Consider the following 15,933-nt stretch of genomic DNA (forward strand, 5'->3'; position numbering starts at 1 on the left):
TCACACCCAGACTTTTTGTGTATCTATATTTCCCTCCCGATACATACCCATCTTTTTGGGTTTTCACAACAACACGCTGGTCTAGAAAACTCTAAACAACTTTATAATCACTCTGTATTCTCCGTGCCGCGACAGCGGATCTCACTATGGTTAATAAATCTAAGTACCTGCTGAATTATGCCCCAATTGATGTACTTTCCTGATCGGTTTAAAGGCCAGGTTGCCCTTGTGACGGGGGGCGCCGACGGTCTCGGTAAAGCCATTGCCCAACGCCTGCTGGCTGAGGGAGCTTCTGTTGCTCTGTTCGACCGTAATGCTACGTTGCTTGATAAAACGAGTGATGAACTAACAGCGGCAGGATATTTGATTCGTACCTATTGCGTAGATATTTCGCAGGAGCCTCAGGTAAAAGTAGCGGTTGAACAGGTCGTTGCCGATTTTGGCCAACTGGACGTAGTCGTGAATTCAGCCGGGATTGTCGGACCAACCAGCACGAACATTACTACGTACTCCACCAGCGATTTTGAAAACGTATGTGCGATTAACCTGCTGGGGAGCTTTCTGATTACCAAATACGCCGTAACGGCAATGGCAAACCGGGGCTACGGGCGTTTACTGCTGATGGCGTCCATTGCCGGAAAAGAAGGAAATCCGGGTATGGTTGGATATTCAGTCAGTAAAGCGGGCGTAATCGGCCTGGTTAAAGCGATCGCCAAGGAATACGCTAAGTCTGGTATTTCGATTAACGGACTGGCTCCCGCCGTTATTAAAACAGCGATGAACGACAATACGTCGGCTGAGCAACTAGCGTATATGACTGCCAGGATTCCAATGGGGCGCCTGGGGCAGGTTGATGAAGTAGCGGCTATGGCCTGCTTTATCGTATCGGCCGAAAATAGCTTCTCGACCGGGTTCATCTACGACATTTCCGGGGGCCGGGCAACCTACTAGACAGTGCGTAGATGCCATAACGGTTAAAGTACTATTTTATACGATTCATACAGTGTATTTTACCATTCAACGCGTGCGATATTGAGTCAATTATGCAGGATGAATAGGTTTGTGACGATCATTCGATAAAATCATACCTTTCCTCATTGTCACATGACTCCGCTAACTCACTCACAACGTACCGCTTTTAACGCATCTGGCACATCGGCCCATCTGGCTCAGCCAAAGCGTATTACCCTTGTTACGCAAAACCGTTCGATACGAGTTTCTGTTGAGGAAATTGTCTGGCTGGAAGGAGCCGGTAATTACACGTTTATCCATACGCGTGATAGACGTCGCTACCTGATGGCTAAGACACTTAAAATGTTCGAACAGGAACTGGACGGAGCTCCGCTGGCACGTATTCATAAATCACACGTAGTGAATCTGGCGCACGTTCGCAACATCGACTTTGGCGATAACGCGTGTGTAGAAATGACAGGCGGAAAAATGTTAACCATTGCCCGTCGTCGTGTGAGCCCAACGCTGAATCAATATTTGCAGCATCAACAAATCACCTCTGATCTGAACTAGTAAATTTTTACGATAAGATGTGTCGCGAAAAGGCGCATATCTTATCGTAAAAGCATATTATCGAATAATACGCACCTCTTTGGGACCGCTTATTTCGGACTGAACCGTGCCGTTTGCCTTTTTTGTATGCTTCACTTTAACAACGCCGTAAGGTGTTGGAAAGCTGCCTTCTGCAAAGCTCAGGTCTTCCAGATGGGGCTGTATTTTAATGGCTTTACAGCCAGGTTCTACCACGCTGATACCTAATACGTGTTCTGTGAGCCAGGGTGTAGGGCCCGATGCCCAGCCGTGCGCCAGACTATGCCGGAAGCCAACGTAGCAATACGCTCCGCAATCGCCATGAATATCTTTTTTGCCTTCCGGAACCAGTTCGTCAATACGTCCGGCATTCCTGACCCAGTCCAGGTTGAAATCTTCCCAGAACGTAGTAGCGCCCAGTGCAAGCATGCCGCCCCAGAACTCCCGGATGTTGGCTAAGGCCCCTTTGTAATCGCCTGCTTTGGCTTTGGCCTGCAGCATGTAATAGCCGTAGAATGTAGAGAAATTATGCGCTCCCTCAACAGCTAATACATCTTTATTTGCCGTTGATGCGGGCACCAGACCCGACAACGCCAGCAACGCAGCCCCCTGTTTCGACTTATTGGGATCGGGCACGTACTGTTTCAGGCGAGTTACCGCAGCATCGCATTTTTTTGCCGTTTCGGAGTCGTTTAGTATCCGGCATAAATCAGCGCCTGCCCCCAGCGAAAGCACCATCATCGACTGCAAACCGGCATGAATACCTTTGGCATTTTCGCTGGAAGGCCAGTCCAGAAACCGCGTACCATCCAGTTTTTCGCTGTTCTTCTCATCGATTTTCTGCATCAACTGATTCAGTAGGCCAGCCAGATACGTTTTTTGCTGCTTCAAATAAGCCAGATTGCCGTTGTGCAGATACCAGTCGCGCTGAATGAGAATCCACCACATCGAATACGTACTGATACCATTCATCCAGCCGGGTAGGGGCGTAATGTCACGCGCCAGATCGAGGCTTTTAGGTACTACGTCGTTGTAGCCGAATACCGCATTAATGGTCGATACTTCGGGATGCATATCGCCTACCCAAACCAGCCGGTCGCGTTTGATACCATCCCAGAGGTAGTCCTGCATGTTGAGGTGAACCGTGTAAGCACCGGTCGCCCAGATTTTATTGAGTAACGTATCGCTGCAACGAAAAGAGCCGAGGTAAGGAAGATCACGAAACGTGAAAATGGCTCGTACTTCCTTGAGCAGCAACTCTGTGTCGGCATCGATCAGATCAATACGTACAAACCGGAAACCCGTGTTGCCAATTTCGAGCTTGCCAAGCCATGGTACCTGTATGGTCATATCCCGAACGGCGTGGTCGTTGGTGGCGTTTTGCCTGGGTTCAATATCAGCCATTGCTTCGCTTGCCGACTCGCCGAAGCGAATGCGAACCGTAATCGGTTTACTGACGTTCCATTGCCCGGTTACGATTTGTAGACCGCCGTGTAGCTCTTTCCCAAAATCCAGCAGTAAACCAGCTTTCCCCGTTCCATCACTTTTCAGCGAACAAACCCCTTTGCCCGATAAATCGGCCTGTCCGTTGCCCGGCTTCAGAAGTTGTTCAGAATGGGCAATGGAGCCGGTGCTCCACAGAATTTTTACGGGAGCCAGAAAACGTCGAACGGTTGCTTCGGATTGAGCCGTTTGCGCACGCGGCTGGTCGAAAATAGGGGGTAACTGTGCCAGTACGTTTTGGTTTAAAACAAGACAAATGACAAAGAAAAGAAACCGTTTGCCGTTCATGGAATATGATTCAGATGTAAAAGAACTTCTTAAGTGCAATTGATCATTCAGTCGTTTACCCAGCCATTGCTTTTCAGCCAGCGTCGGCACAGTTCCATCCATTCGTCGCGGGTTGGCGTACCCAGAAAGCCATGATCACCTTTCGGAAAAATATGCATACCTGCTGGAACCCCGTTACGGTGCAAGGCTTCGTAAAAAACAAGACTGTTTTCAACGGGTACCTTCTGGTCGTCGCCGGCATGGAGCAGGAGGGTGGGTGGCGTTTGTTTACTAACCTGTAACTCATTCGAATACAGGCGTAACTGCTCGGCCGAAGGTGACGCGCCCAGCAGGTTTTTTCGGCTTCCGCCATGGCCCAGGCTATCGTTGAAGCTAATGACGGGATAAAGCAGAATCATAAAATCGGGACGTAGGCTGATCGCTTCTTTGTTTTCAATAACGGACCGATTGGCGTGAGTACCGGCCGTTGCGGCTAAATGCCCACCCGCTGAAAAACCTATAATACCAATTTTATTCGGGTCAATGTTCCACTCCGAAGCCCGTTGCCGGACAACTTTGATAGCCTGTTGAGCATCCTGAAGCGGACCTATCGACTTATCGATCATGGTTTTATCGCTCGGGAGCCGGTACTTAAGCACAAAGGCCGTTACGCCCATCTTGTTGAATGCTTCGGCCACCTCGTACCCTTCCCGTTTCATCACCAACGTACCGTAGCCACCACCGGGGCAGATAATAATTGACGTACCATTGGCATTGGCAGGCGTATAAATTGTTATTGTCGGATTCGCTACGTTAAAAGCGTTCTTATTGGCATCAATACGTTCCTCGTCTGCACCCTGGCGGGCATTAGGAACTCCGCCTGTATACAGGGGAATTGTGCGTTGCGCCAGGTTCAAATGCGCTATGCATAAAAAAGTCAGTAGAAGAATCAGGCGTGAGCTAAACATAAGACTCAGATAGGAACGTAGTGCAGTTACGTTGCCGATGGGTTGTTGTGATTTTTAAGGAAGGAAAGAGTAAAAACTACTACGTAGCGTACAAACAAAAATGCTTTCCGGCAGGGCGTGGAAAGCATTCTTTTGTCAACCTATGATGAAAACAATAAGCGTCTACAGGACCCTTCATTATTCAAACCTAAAATAAATATAATGAAAGCGCGGAACTTTCCTATAGTTACCCATTCGGTACAATTGTAATTAATTTAGTAAGGCTTTATTCAGGATTAATTGATACGCTGGCTTCCTGCAAATAGATGAGTGACGTTTGGAGAAACTACTTAACTGATGAAATACCGAACCAGTGTTAACCGCTTATGGATGAAAATGACCTTTCATCTGAAAATAAGACAGCAATACAATTTCATTCGTCTTTAGGGCGAATCAGTTGGTCTGGCTGGTTTACGCTCACTTCCAAACTCTACTTCTATGAAAACCCTTGCCACAACGCTGATTCTGCTATTCGCAGGAATCCTTACTACGTTTGCTACGCCCGGTCCGGGACTGAACAAAAAAGATCATCCTACAAAGGTGGCTCGTTACCAGGTAGGGGCTTACCTGACTATCGATAAAACAAAACTACGGGTCAATGTTGATAAGGAGTTGGGCGGAGAGATTCGGATTCAGTTGCTTGATACCGATGGGAATAAGTACCTTGATCATGCGCTTGGTGCAACGGAGACAAGCGGACGGCTCAGTCTGGACATAACCAGTTTGCCCGATGGCGATTACCGCTTAAAAGTAACCAATGGCCTTGAAATGGAAGTACACAATGTAAAGATTGCTACACCTGCTCCAGCACGCGTAAACCGCTCAATTAAGCTGGTAGCTGAACAATAATAAATAGTTTGTTAACATAAAAAGCCCACTGACCTTCTACAAGGTCAGTGGGCCTGGGGATTGTGTAGTGTGGTCGGGCTTGTCCGAAAAGACCGGCCTTATGAAGTTGAATCGTGTAATTGAACTCGCTTTCGAGCCAGTTCGAAACGTAACGACTTAGTGACGAATGTCGATACGAGTGATAAACTGTTTCTGACTTGGACCAACAACGAATGTGTAGGCACCATCAGGTAGAGCTGACAAGTCGAAACGGCGAGTCGAACCTTTAAACGTATCTGTCTGTACCAGTACGTTCTGCGAATCGTAGATTGCTACGCTGGCTTCGTCGACATTTCTAGCTGGCATTACTACTTCAATCTTATTTTTTTCGTAAGCTGTCAGCGTAGGCTCTGCTACTTGTTTCATGTTACGTGGATCGACGTTAACCAAGTTTGATTTAATCGTCAGTCCCTGCGACATCCACCAGGCGTTGTTACCGGCAGTCAGGTAATACTGGCCATCTGGCAGGTTGTTCAAGTTGAAAGAAGTAGCACCTTTCGTGTGCTTCGAGATCAGACCCCGGTACAGTACGTTGCCGTCGGCATCAATAATAGCCACGTCAACCGAATTACCAGGTTGTGTATAAACGCGTACTTTCTTTTGTTCGGACTTTTCAACTTTCACACCACCCATTCCCGATCCATTGTCGGCTTTGGCATCTCCCATGCCTGCCAGACTAAATGCTGACAGCAGTACAGCAATTGTTAAACGGAACTGTTTCATTTGGTTTGAAATTTTTTGTTTTACCGATACAAAGGTGTGTGCTTAACTCGGTTTAATGCAATAGGGTAATGCCTGTATGGCCTGTTTTCAAGTAATATTCTTTATAAAAGACAATTTCATATTGGCAGAGTGGGTCTAATATTGAAAAAGTACAACAAGTCCCTTAAAATCACGTATAAATTGTATTTTTCTAATAATTGTAAATAATAGGACTTTTGATGTTTCTACACCTAATTTTCATACTAATAATCCAATTTTGAGAAAACGTATCGGTTAGGCTGGTCCTATCTGTATCTCTAAAAAAAGATATTGCACGATTAAGAATCGGTTAATGGCAGCGCCAATTCTCAATCCAAGGGTAATTTACGTAGCAGAAGAGGTTGCGTTCGTGTTGAGCGGGTGCTAAACAAACGTTAGAAAATTGGCTTACATAAGAAAACGCTTTTGAGAATTTATGGAGCTAACATTAAAGGGACAAACGGCATTGATAACAGGTGCTAGCAGCGGCATTGGCGCGGGCGTGGCTAAAGCCCTGGGCGCGGCCGGAGCAACCGTAGTTGTAAACCATTCGTCAGCCCGTTCGAAAGATGAAGCAGAGGCTGTGTTAAAAGAAATTACGGATGCCGGTGGCGCAGGAATGACCGCTCAGTGCGATGTAAGTAAGGAAAACGAAGTAATCAATATGTTTGCCGACGTAGTAGCCAGGTATGGTACTGTCGACATTCTGGTTAATAACGCTGGTTTACAACGTGATGCCAAATTTCACGAAATGACGCTCGACCAGTGGAATACGGTGATAAGCGTGAATATGACCGGTCAGTTTTTATGCGCCCGTGAAGCCATTCGTGAGTTTCTGCGTCGCGGACCGCGGCCGGAGGTTTCGGCAGCTACTGGAAAAATCATCTGCATGAGCTCCGTTCATGAACTGATTCCGTGGGCTGGACACGTTAATTACGCTACGTCGAAAGGAGGTATTAAAATGCTCATGCAGTCGCTGGCGCAGGAGTATGGCGATCGTAGAATCCGGGTGAACAGCATTTGCCCGGGTGCCATTCAGACGCCAATCAACCGGGCTGCCTGGGAAACGCCCCAGGCGCTGAATAGTCTGATGACGCTGATTCCTTACAATCGAATTGGGCAGCCGCAGGATATTGGAAACCTGGCCGTATTTCTGGCCTCCGACCAGTCGGACTACATTACCGGCGCCAGTATTTTCATCGACGGGGGCATGACTGTGTTCGAAGGTTTTTCTGATAATGGGTAAAAAGATATATGATGTATGATATAGGGTGTATGATTTAAAAGATCCTATATCATACATCATACATCATAAATCGTACATCAATTGACCACCGAACATAAACGATTAGAAGATCCTGCCTGGCGCCAGTGGGGACCGTACGTATCTGATCGCCAGTGGGGAACCGTGCGGGAAGATTACAGTGCAAATGGCGACGCCTGGGGCTACACAACCCACGATATGGCCCGCAGTTATACCTACCGCTGGGGCGAAGACGGGATTGCTGGCTTCTGCGATGACAAACAACAACTTTGTCTGGCACTGGCGCTCTGGAATGGACAGGACCCTATTTTGAAGGAACGTTTCTTTGGTCTGACAAACGGTGAAGGCAACCACGGAGAAGACGTTAAAGAGCTTTACTACTACATTGATAATACCCCAACGCATTCGTACCAGCGAATGCTCTATAAATACCCACAAGCGGCTTACCCCTACGAATGGCTTGTAGAGGAAAATCGCCGACGATCGCGTTCTGATCCTGAATTTGAGCTAATCGATACCGGCATCTTCGATGATGATCGTTATTTCGACGTATTTGTTGAGTATGCCAAAGCTGGACCGCAGGACGTAATGATGCAGGTGACAGTGCACAATCGTGGTCCCGAATCCGCAGTAATTCATTTGCTGCCAACCCTCTGGTTCCGAAATACATGGATCTGGGGGGATGATTCGGACGCAGTGCCGAATGTCAAACCAACACTGGTGCTCCTGCCCAACGGAACAGTATCGGTCGAAGATTCAGCGTTAGGACGCTACGTTCTCCATGCCGATGGGCAACCGGAGTGGTTGTTTTGCGACAACGAAACGAACCTCGCCCGGCTGTACAATACGCATACCGGATCACCTTATCCGAAAGATGGAATTCATGATTATGTGGTGCAGGGTACGGCAACGGTTAATCCCGGTCATTGCGGGACGAAATCTGCTGCTCACTACGTAGTAACGGTCGGTGCGGGCCAGTCAGCTACGGTTCGGTTACGACTTGAATCGGCCACTGTGTCAAACCCATTCGCCGATTTCGACAGCATTTTCGATCAGCGCAAAGCAGAAGCCGATACGTTCTATAATTACATCCATCCGAAACAGGCAACCGACGACGAAAAACTGATACAACGGCAAGCCTTTGCTGGAATGCTCTGGTGCAAACAGTTCTATTATTACGACGTATCGCGATGGCTGGCGGGCGACCCAAATAGCCCGCCACCACCTCCCGAACGTCTGAAGGGACGTAACCATACGTGGTTGCAATTGATTAATGCCAACGTTATTTCTATGCCCGACAAATGGGAGTATCCCTGGTACGCAGCCTGGGACTGGTCATTCCATTGTGTTACGTTCGCGCGCATCGATCCGGGTTTTGCCAAGCAACAACTCATGCTGCTCACCAACGAATGGTACATGCATCCGAATGGGCAATTACCCGCTTATGAGTGGAATTTCTCGGATGTAAATCCGCCCGTTCTGGCCTGGGCTGCCTGGCGTATCTTCTATCTGGAGCAGCAGCGAAAACCAGGCAGCGAGGATTTGCCATTCCTACGGGGAATTTTCCATAAAATGATGCTCAACTTTACGTGGTGGGTCAACCGTAAAGACGAATCGGGTAATAATATTTTTGAGGGTGGTTTTCTGGGGCTGGACAACATTGGCGTTTTCGACCGAAATACTGTTTTTCCGGACGGCAGCCATCTGGAGCAGGCCGATGGCACAAGCTGGATGGCGATGTACTCGCTGAATATGATGCGCATTGCACTCGAACTGGCGCGGCATGACTGTGTTTACGACGAAATGGCGACGAAATTCTTCGACCATTTTCTATACATAGCCGGAGCAATTACCAACATCGGTCAAAATAACATTGGTCTGTGGGACGAAGCGGATGCGTTTTTTTATGATCAGCTTCGAATGAGTGACGGAAGCATTCATCGATTGCGCGTTCGTACGCTGGTTGGGCTTATTCCGATATTTGCCGTTGAAATACTCGATGACGAGCTTCTAAAGGCTAATCCCGGCTTTCTGGAACGGATGGTCTGGTTTCAGGGACATCGCCCGGACCTGTATCACCAGGTTTCCCGCTATACCGAAAAAGGCGTTGACCAAAAGCGATTACTCAGTTTGCTACGTGGTTTTCGGTTGAAATCGCTGTTAAACAAAGTATTGGACGAAAGCGAATTTCTAAGCCCACATGGGGTTCGGGCCGTTTCGAAAGTTTACCGCGACCATCCGTACGAATTCCAGCTCGACAACACTACGTTCCGACTCACGTACACACCTGCCGAAAGTGATAGCGGTATGTTTGGGGGCAATAGTAACTGGCGTGGGCCGGTCTGGATGCCAACCAATTATCTGTTAATCGAAAGTCTGGAACGGTTTTATTATTATTTCGGTGATGACTTTACGGTCGAGTATCCGGTTGGATCAGGAAAGCAGGTTACCCTCAAAGTCATTGCCTGTGAACTAGCCAATCGACTGATCAATTTGTTTACAAAAGATGCAGACGGAAAACGCCCGGTATTCGGTCAGTATATAAAATTTCAGGACCCTAACTTTCGCGACTACGTATTATTCTACGAATATTTCGATGGGGATAATGGGCGGGGCGTAGGTGCCAGTCATCAAACCGGTTGGACAGGATTAATCGCTGACTTAATCAGTCGAAAGTACGATACGTAGCCAAATTCGTTCTCCGTTCCCACTCGATGAAGCGAAGCCCTACAGTCTAAAACCCCTAAATCCCCTGAAGGGCAGGGCTGTTAAGTTCTCTAAATCCTGTACATTAGTGCCAAATTCTATTTGGTTATGAATCTCTATGAAGCCTTTGCTGGCCTGGCAGATCCTCGACGAGCTGAGGGACGACGCATTCGGCTGGAACAAATCTTGGCGTTAGTAGTCATCGCTAATCTGTGTGGCCATCATGGCTATCGGCCCGTGGCTCGCTTTTGTCAGAGCCACCAAGAGGTGCTTAGCCAACAATTCCAACTCAAGCATGGCGTACCCTCCTATGTTACCTTTCGCACCGTGCTGACTAAGCTCGATGAGCAGCTCTTGATCGACTGCTTTAACACATGGGCTCATGGCTTGGGCTCGCTTTCAACAGGCGATTGGATCAGTGGCGATGGCAAAGCGTTAGGCTCCACCCTGACCCATATGCAGGACGCTAAACAAGATTTCCAGTTGATGGTCAGCTTGTGGAGCCATCAGAGTGGGTTGGTCCATCGGCTGGCTACCTACGCCAACGCCAGTGGTGATGAGCGGGTGAGTGTTCGAGAGCTGTTAAGTCATTTTCAAGATAAAGGTCTACTGGTTCGTTTGGACGCCATTCATACCCAAAAAAACGATTGAGGTGATTGTGAAAACTCATAACCACTATGTGGCTCAGGTCAAAGCCAACCAACGCAAGCTGTTGGCTCATATCAACCAACGCAAGCTGTTGGCTCATATCCAGCCCACGGTCTCTAGCCAAGTGGCCTTGAGTGAGTTTACTACGAATGAGCAGACTCATGGTCGGCAAAGTAGCTGGCAAGTGCAGGTGTATGCAGCCCCACCTGCGAGGCTAACTCAATCCTGGCTGGGCTTAAGCCACTTTGTCCATGTGCACCGCCAACGATTAATGAAGGGTCAACTAAGCCAGGTAGATGCGTATTTCATAAGTGATGTAAATCTAGGTGGGGCTGAGTTTGCTCAAGGCATTCGGGGTCACTGGGGTATTGAGAACAAGCTTCACTGGGTCAAGGACGTGATCTGCCGAGAGGATACCAACCGCATCCGCCACAAGAGTGGTGCGGTCAATGTGTCGGTCTTAGGTACGATCTCGTTGAATTTGCATCGTCAGGTGGGCCACGACTCGATTACCGAGGGGCAAATAAAATTTGGCTCTAATGTCAAAGAACTCACTAAACTTATTAGAACTTAACAACCCTGCCCTAAAGGGGACTTTGCTCGCGTGTGGACCAAGTCCCCTTTAGGGGATTTAGGGGTTTAGCCTACTCAGCAGTTAACAGGCAATCGAATCAGGAACGACCGGAACAGTGAGAAACTTTTGGATACTCCCAAACGAAGCAGAGCGACTCATCGAGTCGCTCTGCTTCGTTTGGGAGTATGGATTACTGATTTAGTACCGTGCCGGACGTAGCACTACAAACCGTTGCTGGAGCAAATAATACCCACCAAACAGGACGCCACTGAAAAACAGATCGCCCAGCAAACCGTTCAGAAAAAACGATGTGCCCTCATAAAAAGCTAATCCGGCAACGTAGCAACTCATCAGGCCCTGAAGCGTTTGAGGATAAAAAGAGCTACCATACCAAACGGCAAAATTAGTAATCAGAAAAAATAAGAGTGACGAAGCAACTGATGCGCCAGCAATACGTGTAGCCGTGCTGCGATTTCTCAGAGCCCACAAACCCAGCAGCCACGTTAGACCAAAGCTAAAGTAAACGGCTCCCATGCTGCCGTGGAATCCAATGAGCGCATCACTCAGGAACATGGCTACCAGCGGAACAACCAACCCCAGCCATTTCCGCTCAAAAGCTGCCGCACCAAACAAAGCAAGAGCCGCAACAGGTGTGAAATTATACCAGTGTGGTAGTATTCGGAACAGAGCAGTTGCGAGGACTATAACAGAAAGGGTAGTCAGGCGAATTTGAAATGGCTTCATGTGCAATAATCAGCGGTTAATGTATTGAATCGTATACGACGAGCCCGACATAGTAAGCCTGGAAACTGCGCCGTAATCGAGGTTAATTCGATAAGCGTTTGACAAAGGTAACTCCATAAATAAACAGAGCAAAGCCCGAATAACGCCACCGTGTGAAACGATGAACACCGATTGTTGTGAATTAGCTTCCGCCAACGGCAAAATTTGTTCGTTCCAGAACGTAGTGATACGTTCATAAAGATCCTGAAAATTCTCTCCATTCGGCATGCGTATCCCAACAAAATCCGCTCGCCATGCAGCGAGTTCTTCCGGATTAATATCAGCCCAGGGGACTAGCTCCCAGTCACCGAAGAAAAGCTCTTTCAAACGATCGTCAATTTGTACGCGTGGCCGTTGGGCATCAACAACGGCTGTCTGACCCGGCGCTGTTTCAATGGGGCTTCCTGCCGTTAAAACAGAGGCCAGGTCATTTGCCAGTTGGCGACAGCGACGTAACGGTGACGAAAAAATAACCGTTGGATGGGGCAGGAGCAGACCATCGGGCAGGTGCTTTTTTAGCCGGTCAAGTTGCTCATGATACGTATCAGTCAAATCGACGTCCGACTGGCCGTAGGCAATCTGTCGTCCAACGCTTACTTCGGTATGACGAATTAAATAAACATTCATAAATAGGGGTTTGTAGAACAAACCTCTCTGATTAGAATTGGTTTTACAGCAGGTACCCTTGTAAAACACTACATGAAAACCTTACTGCTGGTTGATATCGACTGGGAGAGGATGTTCGTTCCTGGCATGTCGTTATGGGAAGTAATCCTTCGTGGAACGATAACGTACTGGTTCTGCTTTCTTTACATCCGATTTTTCCGGCGTGGAGCTGGACAGTTAGGAATTTCGGACATACTGTTAATTACTCTTATTTCCGATGCTGCGCAAAGCTCAATGGCAGACGAGTATCATTCGATAACGGAAGGCTGCTTGTTGGTGGGCGTGCTGGTATTCTGGGACTTTGCCATTAACTGGTTGGGTTTTCGATCCGTTTTCTTCAGTAAAATTGGTGAGCCAGATCCTGTGCTGCTTGTTAAAAATGGAGTTATGCAACGGCAGAATATGAAAAAAGAGCTGATAACAACGGATGAGTTGACAGGAATACTACGTGAACAGGGAGTCAACAGTTTGGAGGAAGTAAAAACGTGCTACATCGAGGGAAGTGGCAACATCAGTGTCATCAGGAAATGAAAAGAGCCCCCCATTACCAGTCAACAGATTGCCTGTCTTCGAACAGCCAGGGAAAATCCCAGGAAATCAATTTGCGGAGTAATAATGCTGCAGATACGTTATCAGGCGCTCGAAGTGAATCTGCTCGTATGGATTTTGGGTTTGCTGCATCAGCAAATGTCGATAGCGATCAATCAGGCCATCGAAGTGAGGATTATGGTTCAATCGGGCGGCAATCAATCCTTTGTAGCAGCGGTGGGTTTGATTGTAAACGTATTGACAGGGCTCACCAGGATAGTCATTTAGCAATTGGTCAAGAGTGGACAGGCTGGAAGCAGTCGTCAAAAAATCGAATCCCTGTTTGTCAAAAAATTGCGAGATCTGCTCGCACACTTCGGGGAGCTCCTTTTCCGAATGAATTTTGTATCGGAAAAACCGTGAGCCACTAAATCGGCCAATCGAAATAATAAGGGTATTAGCATCGGAGCGAAGATCGGGCAGGGTATTCAGAAACTGTTGTGCAATCTGCTCAATCTGTTCATTCCGACACCCAAAACTTACATCTACTACGGTATCGTCTGCATAAAAAACGGACGAAAGAATGATGTTCTGAAAGCCGCTGTTTGTTGTCCGTCGAAACTGCTTTTTTTCGCTTAATAGCGTATAGTCGTGGTCCGTAAAAAACGGTGACAGATAGTTATACAGGTGCGTTTCGAAAGGAGTAATAGTCATTGCCTTAGCCATGCCAATCGATAGAGGTCATAGCACAACCATTAAACTAGTGAAAGTGATGTTATGTTATTAAAATTCTACTAAAAATATGAATTATTACGGTAAAGCGAACCAAATGCAAATGGGTTGAGTTAATTGCTTACACGCTCCTTTGGAACGGTTAATCTGGGGACGACCGGAATTGACAGCTTGCTGAGGTCGCGTGTAAGCATGCCGGGAGTTGACGGAATTTCCCGACCCGAACAAATCGTCAAAACAATAACTGGCGAGTATAACTACGCCATGGCTGCCTAATCCGGAGGATTAAGCAATAGCCATTGTCTCCCCGGCCTACGTGCTGCTGGCTGGATCAGGAGGCATCGACTCGCAGCGCTGGCTCAGTTTATGGTGTTAACGGCTGAGTGAGAAACAAGCACCTACGGATGAGGCTTGGTATGGTACACACCGGGCTGATTCCCGACAATCCTAAGCGTACCTAAGCATGTAGAAAGCACGACGGTTTCCTTGACTGGACGAGGGTTCAAATCCCTCCGTCTCCACTACGTAAGCCGCTGATAGTTAATACTATCAGCGGCTTTTTTTGTGCCAAAAATAAAAAATGGCAGTTCTGGTGGCAGAAAAATGGCAGTAAAGTCTAATTAACTACCACTGGAAAGAACGAACCGGAATGAAATCCAAGCTTGAATATTATTTAGCCGGATTTTCAAATGCCAGCAACTCCTTTAGGTACTAAGCAGTCAATACATGAATTATGTATTGATGGCGTTACACCCCACACGAATCGCACAGCAGCATCTACGTACCGCCGGTTGCCTTAGTTGTATCAGTTCATCGTCCCCCTTACGCCGTCTTCCACACTTCGATGCTTCTGGGCTGATCGTCCCTGTTTCCAGGCGCCCATGTCTACAGTTCAGCGAGCGCTATTCCAAGCTTACAGTTATTACGAGCAGCAGGCTACCTGCCAATGGATCAGTAAGTTAACTATTCGTGAAAATGGTATAACGACCAGGATTTATGATTTCAGAGCGTTTATGCATAATTAATGTATTTAACTACATGTTACTTTTATAAAAAATAGTTAACTAAAAGTTTGTATTTATGTTTTACAGTTAATTAAATTTGTATCAATAAATCTGAGTACAAATCGAATTTTCGGTAACATAAACTAACTGATACAACCAAGTCGAATGAGACATCGCCCCGTTTTTAATGGCTTTACAACTCTTGTACGAGTCTGCTTCAGAAATCATATTGATAGGAGGCTTTGATTTACAACGTAGCAATTCTACTTAGACCAGCATCCCCGGCCCACAGCTTTACCCCTGTCCCAGCCGACCAACCCCCAACCCATTCGTACCCTGTTTCCGTACTTTCGCTTGCTTAATCAATCTACCCACTGAACAAACTCGTTACGCTTGCCGCCCTGATGGGCCTCTTCACTCAATGTAGCACGCCCCAGCTAAGCCCAGCCCCCCCGGCCCTGGCTTCAGCTCAGGCTCGGGCAGCCGCCACCCCCCAGCGCTACGTTAGCCCCCTGACGGGCTCGGTCCAGAAAAGCCTCAACGTGGCCTATGGCAAATCAATCAATGACCGGGGGCAGCTCCAGACCCAGCTCTTGGACATCTATCAGCCCGCCAACGACACCCTCCAGGAGAGACCTGTCATCGTGCTGATTCATGGAGGTGGCTTTACCTCCGGCAATAAGAGCTTAATGGCTGATTATGCCAACTTATACGCCCAGTACGGCTATGTGGCCGTTTCCATCAGCTATCGACTGGCGACCAAGAGTTTTAAAATGATTCCAACTGATCCTGCTTTTGTAGCTGTGGTGGATGATGCTAAAGAGGATGCCCTGGGAGCCATCCGCTGGCTGCGGGCCAATGCAGCCGCCTTGCGGATCGATAAAGGACGTATCGCGGTTATGGGTTACTCGGCTGGAGGAGCAACGGCTATGTCGGTGGATTTTGACCAGACGCCCTCCCGCAACGAGAACAGCGCCGACCCGGCTCAGAGCAGCGCCATCTCGACCATTGTGGAGATGGCAGGTCTGACCGACCCGGCACTGATCAGTGCTGGAGGAAAGCCCGTGCGGATGATTCATG

13 protein-coding genes, 1 other RNA gene and 1 pseudogene are annotated in these 15,933 nt (G+C 47.9%); 9 read left to right on the forward strand and 6 right to left on the reverse strand.

Going from position 1 to position 15,933, the window contains the following annotated elements; genetic code table 11:
* Positions 1-177: 177 nt before the first annotated feature.
* Together ACOJS8_RS07600 and ACOJS8_RS07605 are read left to right on the forward strand one after the other, a co-directional pair.
* A complete protein-coding gene (locus tag ACOJS8_RS07600; protein ID WP_420147940.1) occupies positions 178-951 on the forward strand; it encodes an SDR family NAD(P)-dependent oxidoreductase in 774 nt (257 codons plus the stop codon).
* Positions 952-1,104: 153 nt separating this feature from the next.
* The gene (locus ACOJS8_RS07605; RefSeq protein WP_420147941.1) at positions 1,105-1,524 is read left to right on the forward strand and encodes a LytR/AlgR family response regulator transcription factor; all 420 of its coding nucleotides are present in this window, start codon (positions 1,105-1,107) and stop codon (positions 1,522-1,524) included.
* Between the two features lie 57 nt (positions 1,525-1,581).
* Here the strand turns inward: ACOJS8_RS07605 and ACOJS8_RS07610 are convergent, their stop codons facing one another.
* Both ACOJS8_RS07610 and ACOJS8_RS07615 read right to left on the reverse strand, forming a co-directional pair.
* Positions 1,582-3,435, reverse strand: coding sequence for an alpha-L-rhamnosidase C-terminal domain-containing protein (locus ACOJS8_RS07610; RefSeq protein WP_420147942.1), 1,854 nt, complete (start codon positions 3,433-3,435; stop codon positions 1,582-1,584).
* Positions 3,381-4,280 carry an alpha/beta hydrolase gene (locus ACOJS8_RS07615; RefSeq protein ID WP_420147943.1) on the reverse strand — a complete coding sequence of 300 codons (900 nt, stop codon included), beginning with the start codon at positions 4,278-4,280 and terminating at the stop codon, positions 3,381-3,383. Before ACOJS8_RS07615 ends, ACOJS8_RS07610 begins: the two co-directional genes overlap by 55 nt.
* A gap of 477 nt (positions 4,281-4,757) precedes the next feature.
* On the opposite strand from ACOJS8_RS07615, the gene ACOJS8_RS07620 reads away from it, so the two are divergent.
* Complete coding sequence (locus ACOJS8_RS07620) at positions 4,758-5,168, forward strand: hypothetical protein (protein WP_420147944.1); 411 nt, start codon at positions 4,758-4,760, stop codon at positions 5,166-5,168.
* Between the two features lie 156 nt (positions 5,169-5,324).
* On the opposite strand, the gene ACOJS8_RS07625 is transcribed toward ACOJS8_RS07620, so the two are convergent.
* A complete protein-coding gene (locus ACOJS8_RS07625; RefSeq protein WP_420147945.1) occupies positions 5,325-5,930 on the reverse strand; it encodes a T9SS C-terminal target domain-containing protein in 606 nt (201 codons plus the stop codon).
* A 454-nt stretch (positions 5,931-6,384) separates the two neighbouring features.
* Between ACOJS8_RS07625 and ACOJS8_RS07630 the strand changes: the two genes are divergently transcribed.
* The 3 genes and pseudogenes from ACOJS8_RS07630 to ACOJS8_RS07640 form a co-directional block, all read left to right on the forward strand.
* Positions 6,385-7,194 carry an SDR family oxidoreductase gene (locus tag ACOJS8_RS07630; protein ID WP_420147946.1) on the forward strand — a complete coding sequence of 270 codons (810 nt, stop codon included), beginning with the start codon at positions 6,385-6,387 and terminating at the stop codon, positions 7,192-7,194.
* Between the two features lie 81 nt (positions 7,195-7,275).
* Positions 7,276-9,900: an MGH1-like glycoside hydrolase domain-containing protein gene (locus ACOJS8_RS07635; protein ID WP_420147947.1), complete on the forward strand. Its 2,625-nt coding sequence runs from the start codon at positions 7,276-7,278 to the stop codon at positions 9,898-9,900.
* A gap of 136 nt (positions 9,901-10,036) precedes the next feature.
* Positions 10,037-11,137 (forward strand): annotated as a pseudogene (locus ACOJS8_RS07640) (ISAs1 family transposase); the annotation flags it as partial.
* 201 nt (positions 11,138-11,338) lie between these two features.
* Here ACOJS8_RS07640 and ACOJS8_RS07645 read toward each other — a convergent pair.
* Both ACOJS8_RS07645 and ACOJS8_RS07650 read right to left on the reverse strand, forming a co-directional pair.
* Entirely contained in the window at positions 11,339-11,884 is a 546-nt protein-coding gene (locus ACOJS8_RS07645; RefSeq protein ID WP_420147948.1) for a DUF6580 family putative transport protein, read from the reverse strand.
* 9 nt (positions 11,885-11,893) lie between these two features.
* Positions 11,894-12,550 (reverse strand): histidine phosphatase family protein, encoded by a 657-nt coding sequence (locus tag ACOJS8_RS07650; protein WP_420147949.1) that lies wholly within the window; start codon positions 12,548-12,550, stop codon positions 11,894-11,896.
* A gap of 72 nt (positions 12,551-12,622) precedes the next feature.
* Here ACOJS8_RS07650 and ACOJS8_RS07655 point away from each other — a divergent pair, with 72 nt between their 5' ends.
* Positions 12,623-13,120, forward strand: coding sequence for a DUF421 domain-containing protein (locus ACOJS8_RS07655; protein ID WP_420147950.1), 498 nt, complete (start codon positions 12,623-12,625; stop codon positions 13,118-13,120).
* A 66-nt stretch (positions 13,121-13,186) separates the two neighbouring features.
* Here ACOJS8_RS07655 and ACOJS8_RS07660 read toward each other — a convergent pair whose 3' ends face one another.
* The gene (locus ACOJS8_RS07660) at positions 13,187-13,843 is read right to left on the reverse strand and encodes a hypothetical protein (RefSeq protein ID WP_420147951.1); all 657 of its coding nucleotides are present in this window, start codon (positions 13,841-13,843) and stop codon (positions 13,187-13,189) included.
* A gap of 155 nt (positions 13,844-13,998) precedes the next feature.
* Here ACOJS8_RS07660 and ssrA point away from each other — a divergent pair.
* Positions 13,999-14,373: a transfer-messenger RNA gene (ssrA, locus tag ACOJS8_RS07665) on the forward strand.
* A gap of 884 nt (positions 14,374-15,257) precedes the next feature.
* Positions 15,258-15,933, forward strand: a 676-nt coding sequence (locus ACOJS8_RS07670) for an alpha/beta hydrolase (RefSeq protein WP_420147952.1), incomplete at its 3' end; no start/stop codon positions are given.

This window comes from Spirosoma sp. (assembly GCF_048594605.1).
In the GTDB taxonomy this organism is placed as follows: domain Bacteria; phylum Bacteroidota; class Bacteroidia; order Cytophagales; family Spirosomataceae; genus Spirosoma.

Excerpts from the sequence above, each read along its gene's own strand:
- ACOJS8_RS07600 (WP_420147940.1), top strand. The coding sequence starts at position 178 with ATGCCCCAATTGATGTACTTTCCTGATCGGTTTAAAGGCCAGGTTGCC.
- ACOJS8_RS07650 (WP_420147949.1), bottom strand. The coding sequence starts at position 12,550 with ATGAATGTTTATTTAATTCGTCATACCGAAGTAAGCGTTGGACGACAG.
- ACOJS8_RS07660 (WP_420147951.1), bottom strand. The coding sequence starts at position 13,843 with ATGGCTAAGGCAATGACTATTACTCCTTTCGAAACGCACCTGTATAAC.
- ACOJS8_RS07610 (WP_420147942.1), bottom strand. The coding sequence starts at position 3,435 with ATGGATGGAACTGTGCCGACGCTGGCTGAAAAGCAATGGCTGGGTAAA.
- ACOJS8_RS07655 (WP_420147950.1), top strand. The coding sequence starts at position 12,623 with ATGAAAACCTTACTGCTGGTTGATATCGACTGGGAGAGGATGTTCGTT.
- ACOJS8_RS07605 (WP_420147941.1), top strand. The coding sequence starts at position 1,105 with ATGACTCCGCTAACTCACTCACAACGTACCGCTTTTAACGCATCTGGC.
- ACOJS8_RS07625 (WP_420147945.1), bottom strand. The coding sequence starts at position 5,930 with ATGAAACAGTTCCGTTTAACAATTGCTGTACTGCTGTCAGCATTTAGT.
- ACOJS8_RS07645 (WP_420147948.1), bottom strand. The coding sequence starts at position 11,884 with ATGAAGCCATTTCAAATTCGCCTGACTACCCTTTCTGTTATAGTCCTC.
- ACOJS8_RS07615 (WP_420147943.1), bottom strand. The coding sequence starts at position 4,280 with ATGTTTAGCTCACGCCTGATTCTTCTACTGACTTTTTTATGCATAGCG.
- ACOJS8_RS07620 (WP_420147944.1), top strand. The coding sequence starts at position 4,758 with ATGAAAACCCTTGCCACAACGCTGATTCTGCTATTCGCAGGAATCCTT.
- ACOJS8_RS07630 (WP_420147946.1), top strand. The coding sequence starts at position 6,385 with ATGGAGCTAACATTAAAGGGACAAACGGCATTGATAACAGGTGCTAGC.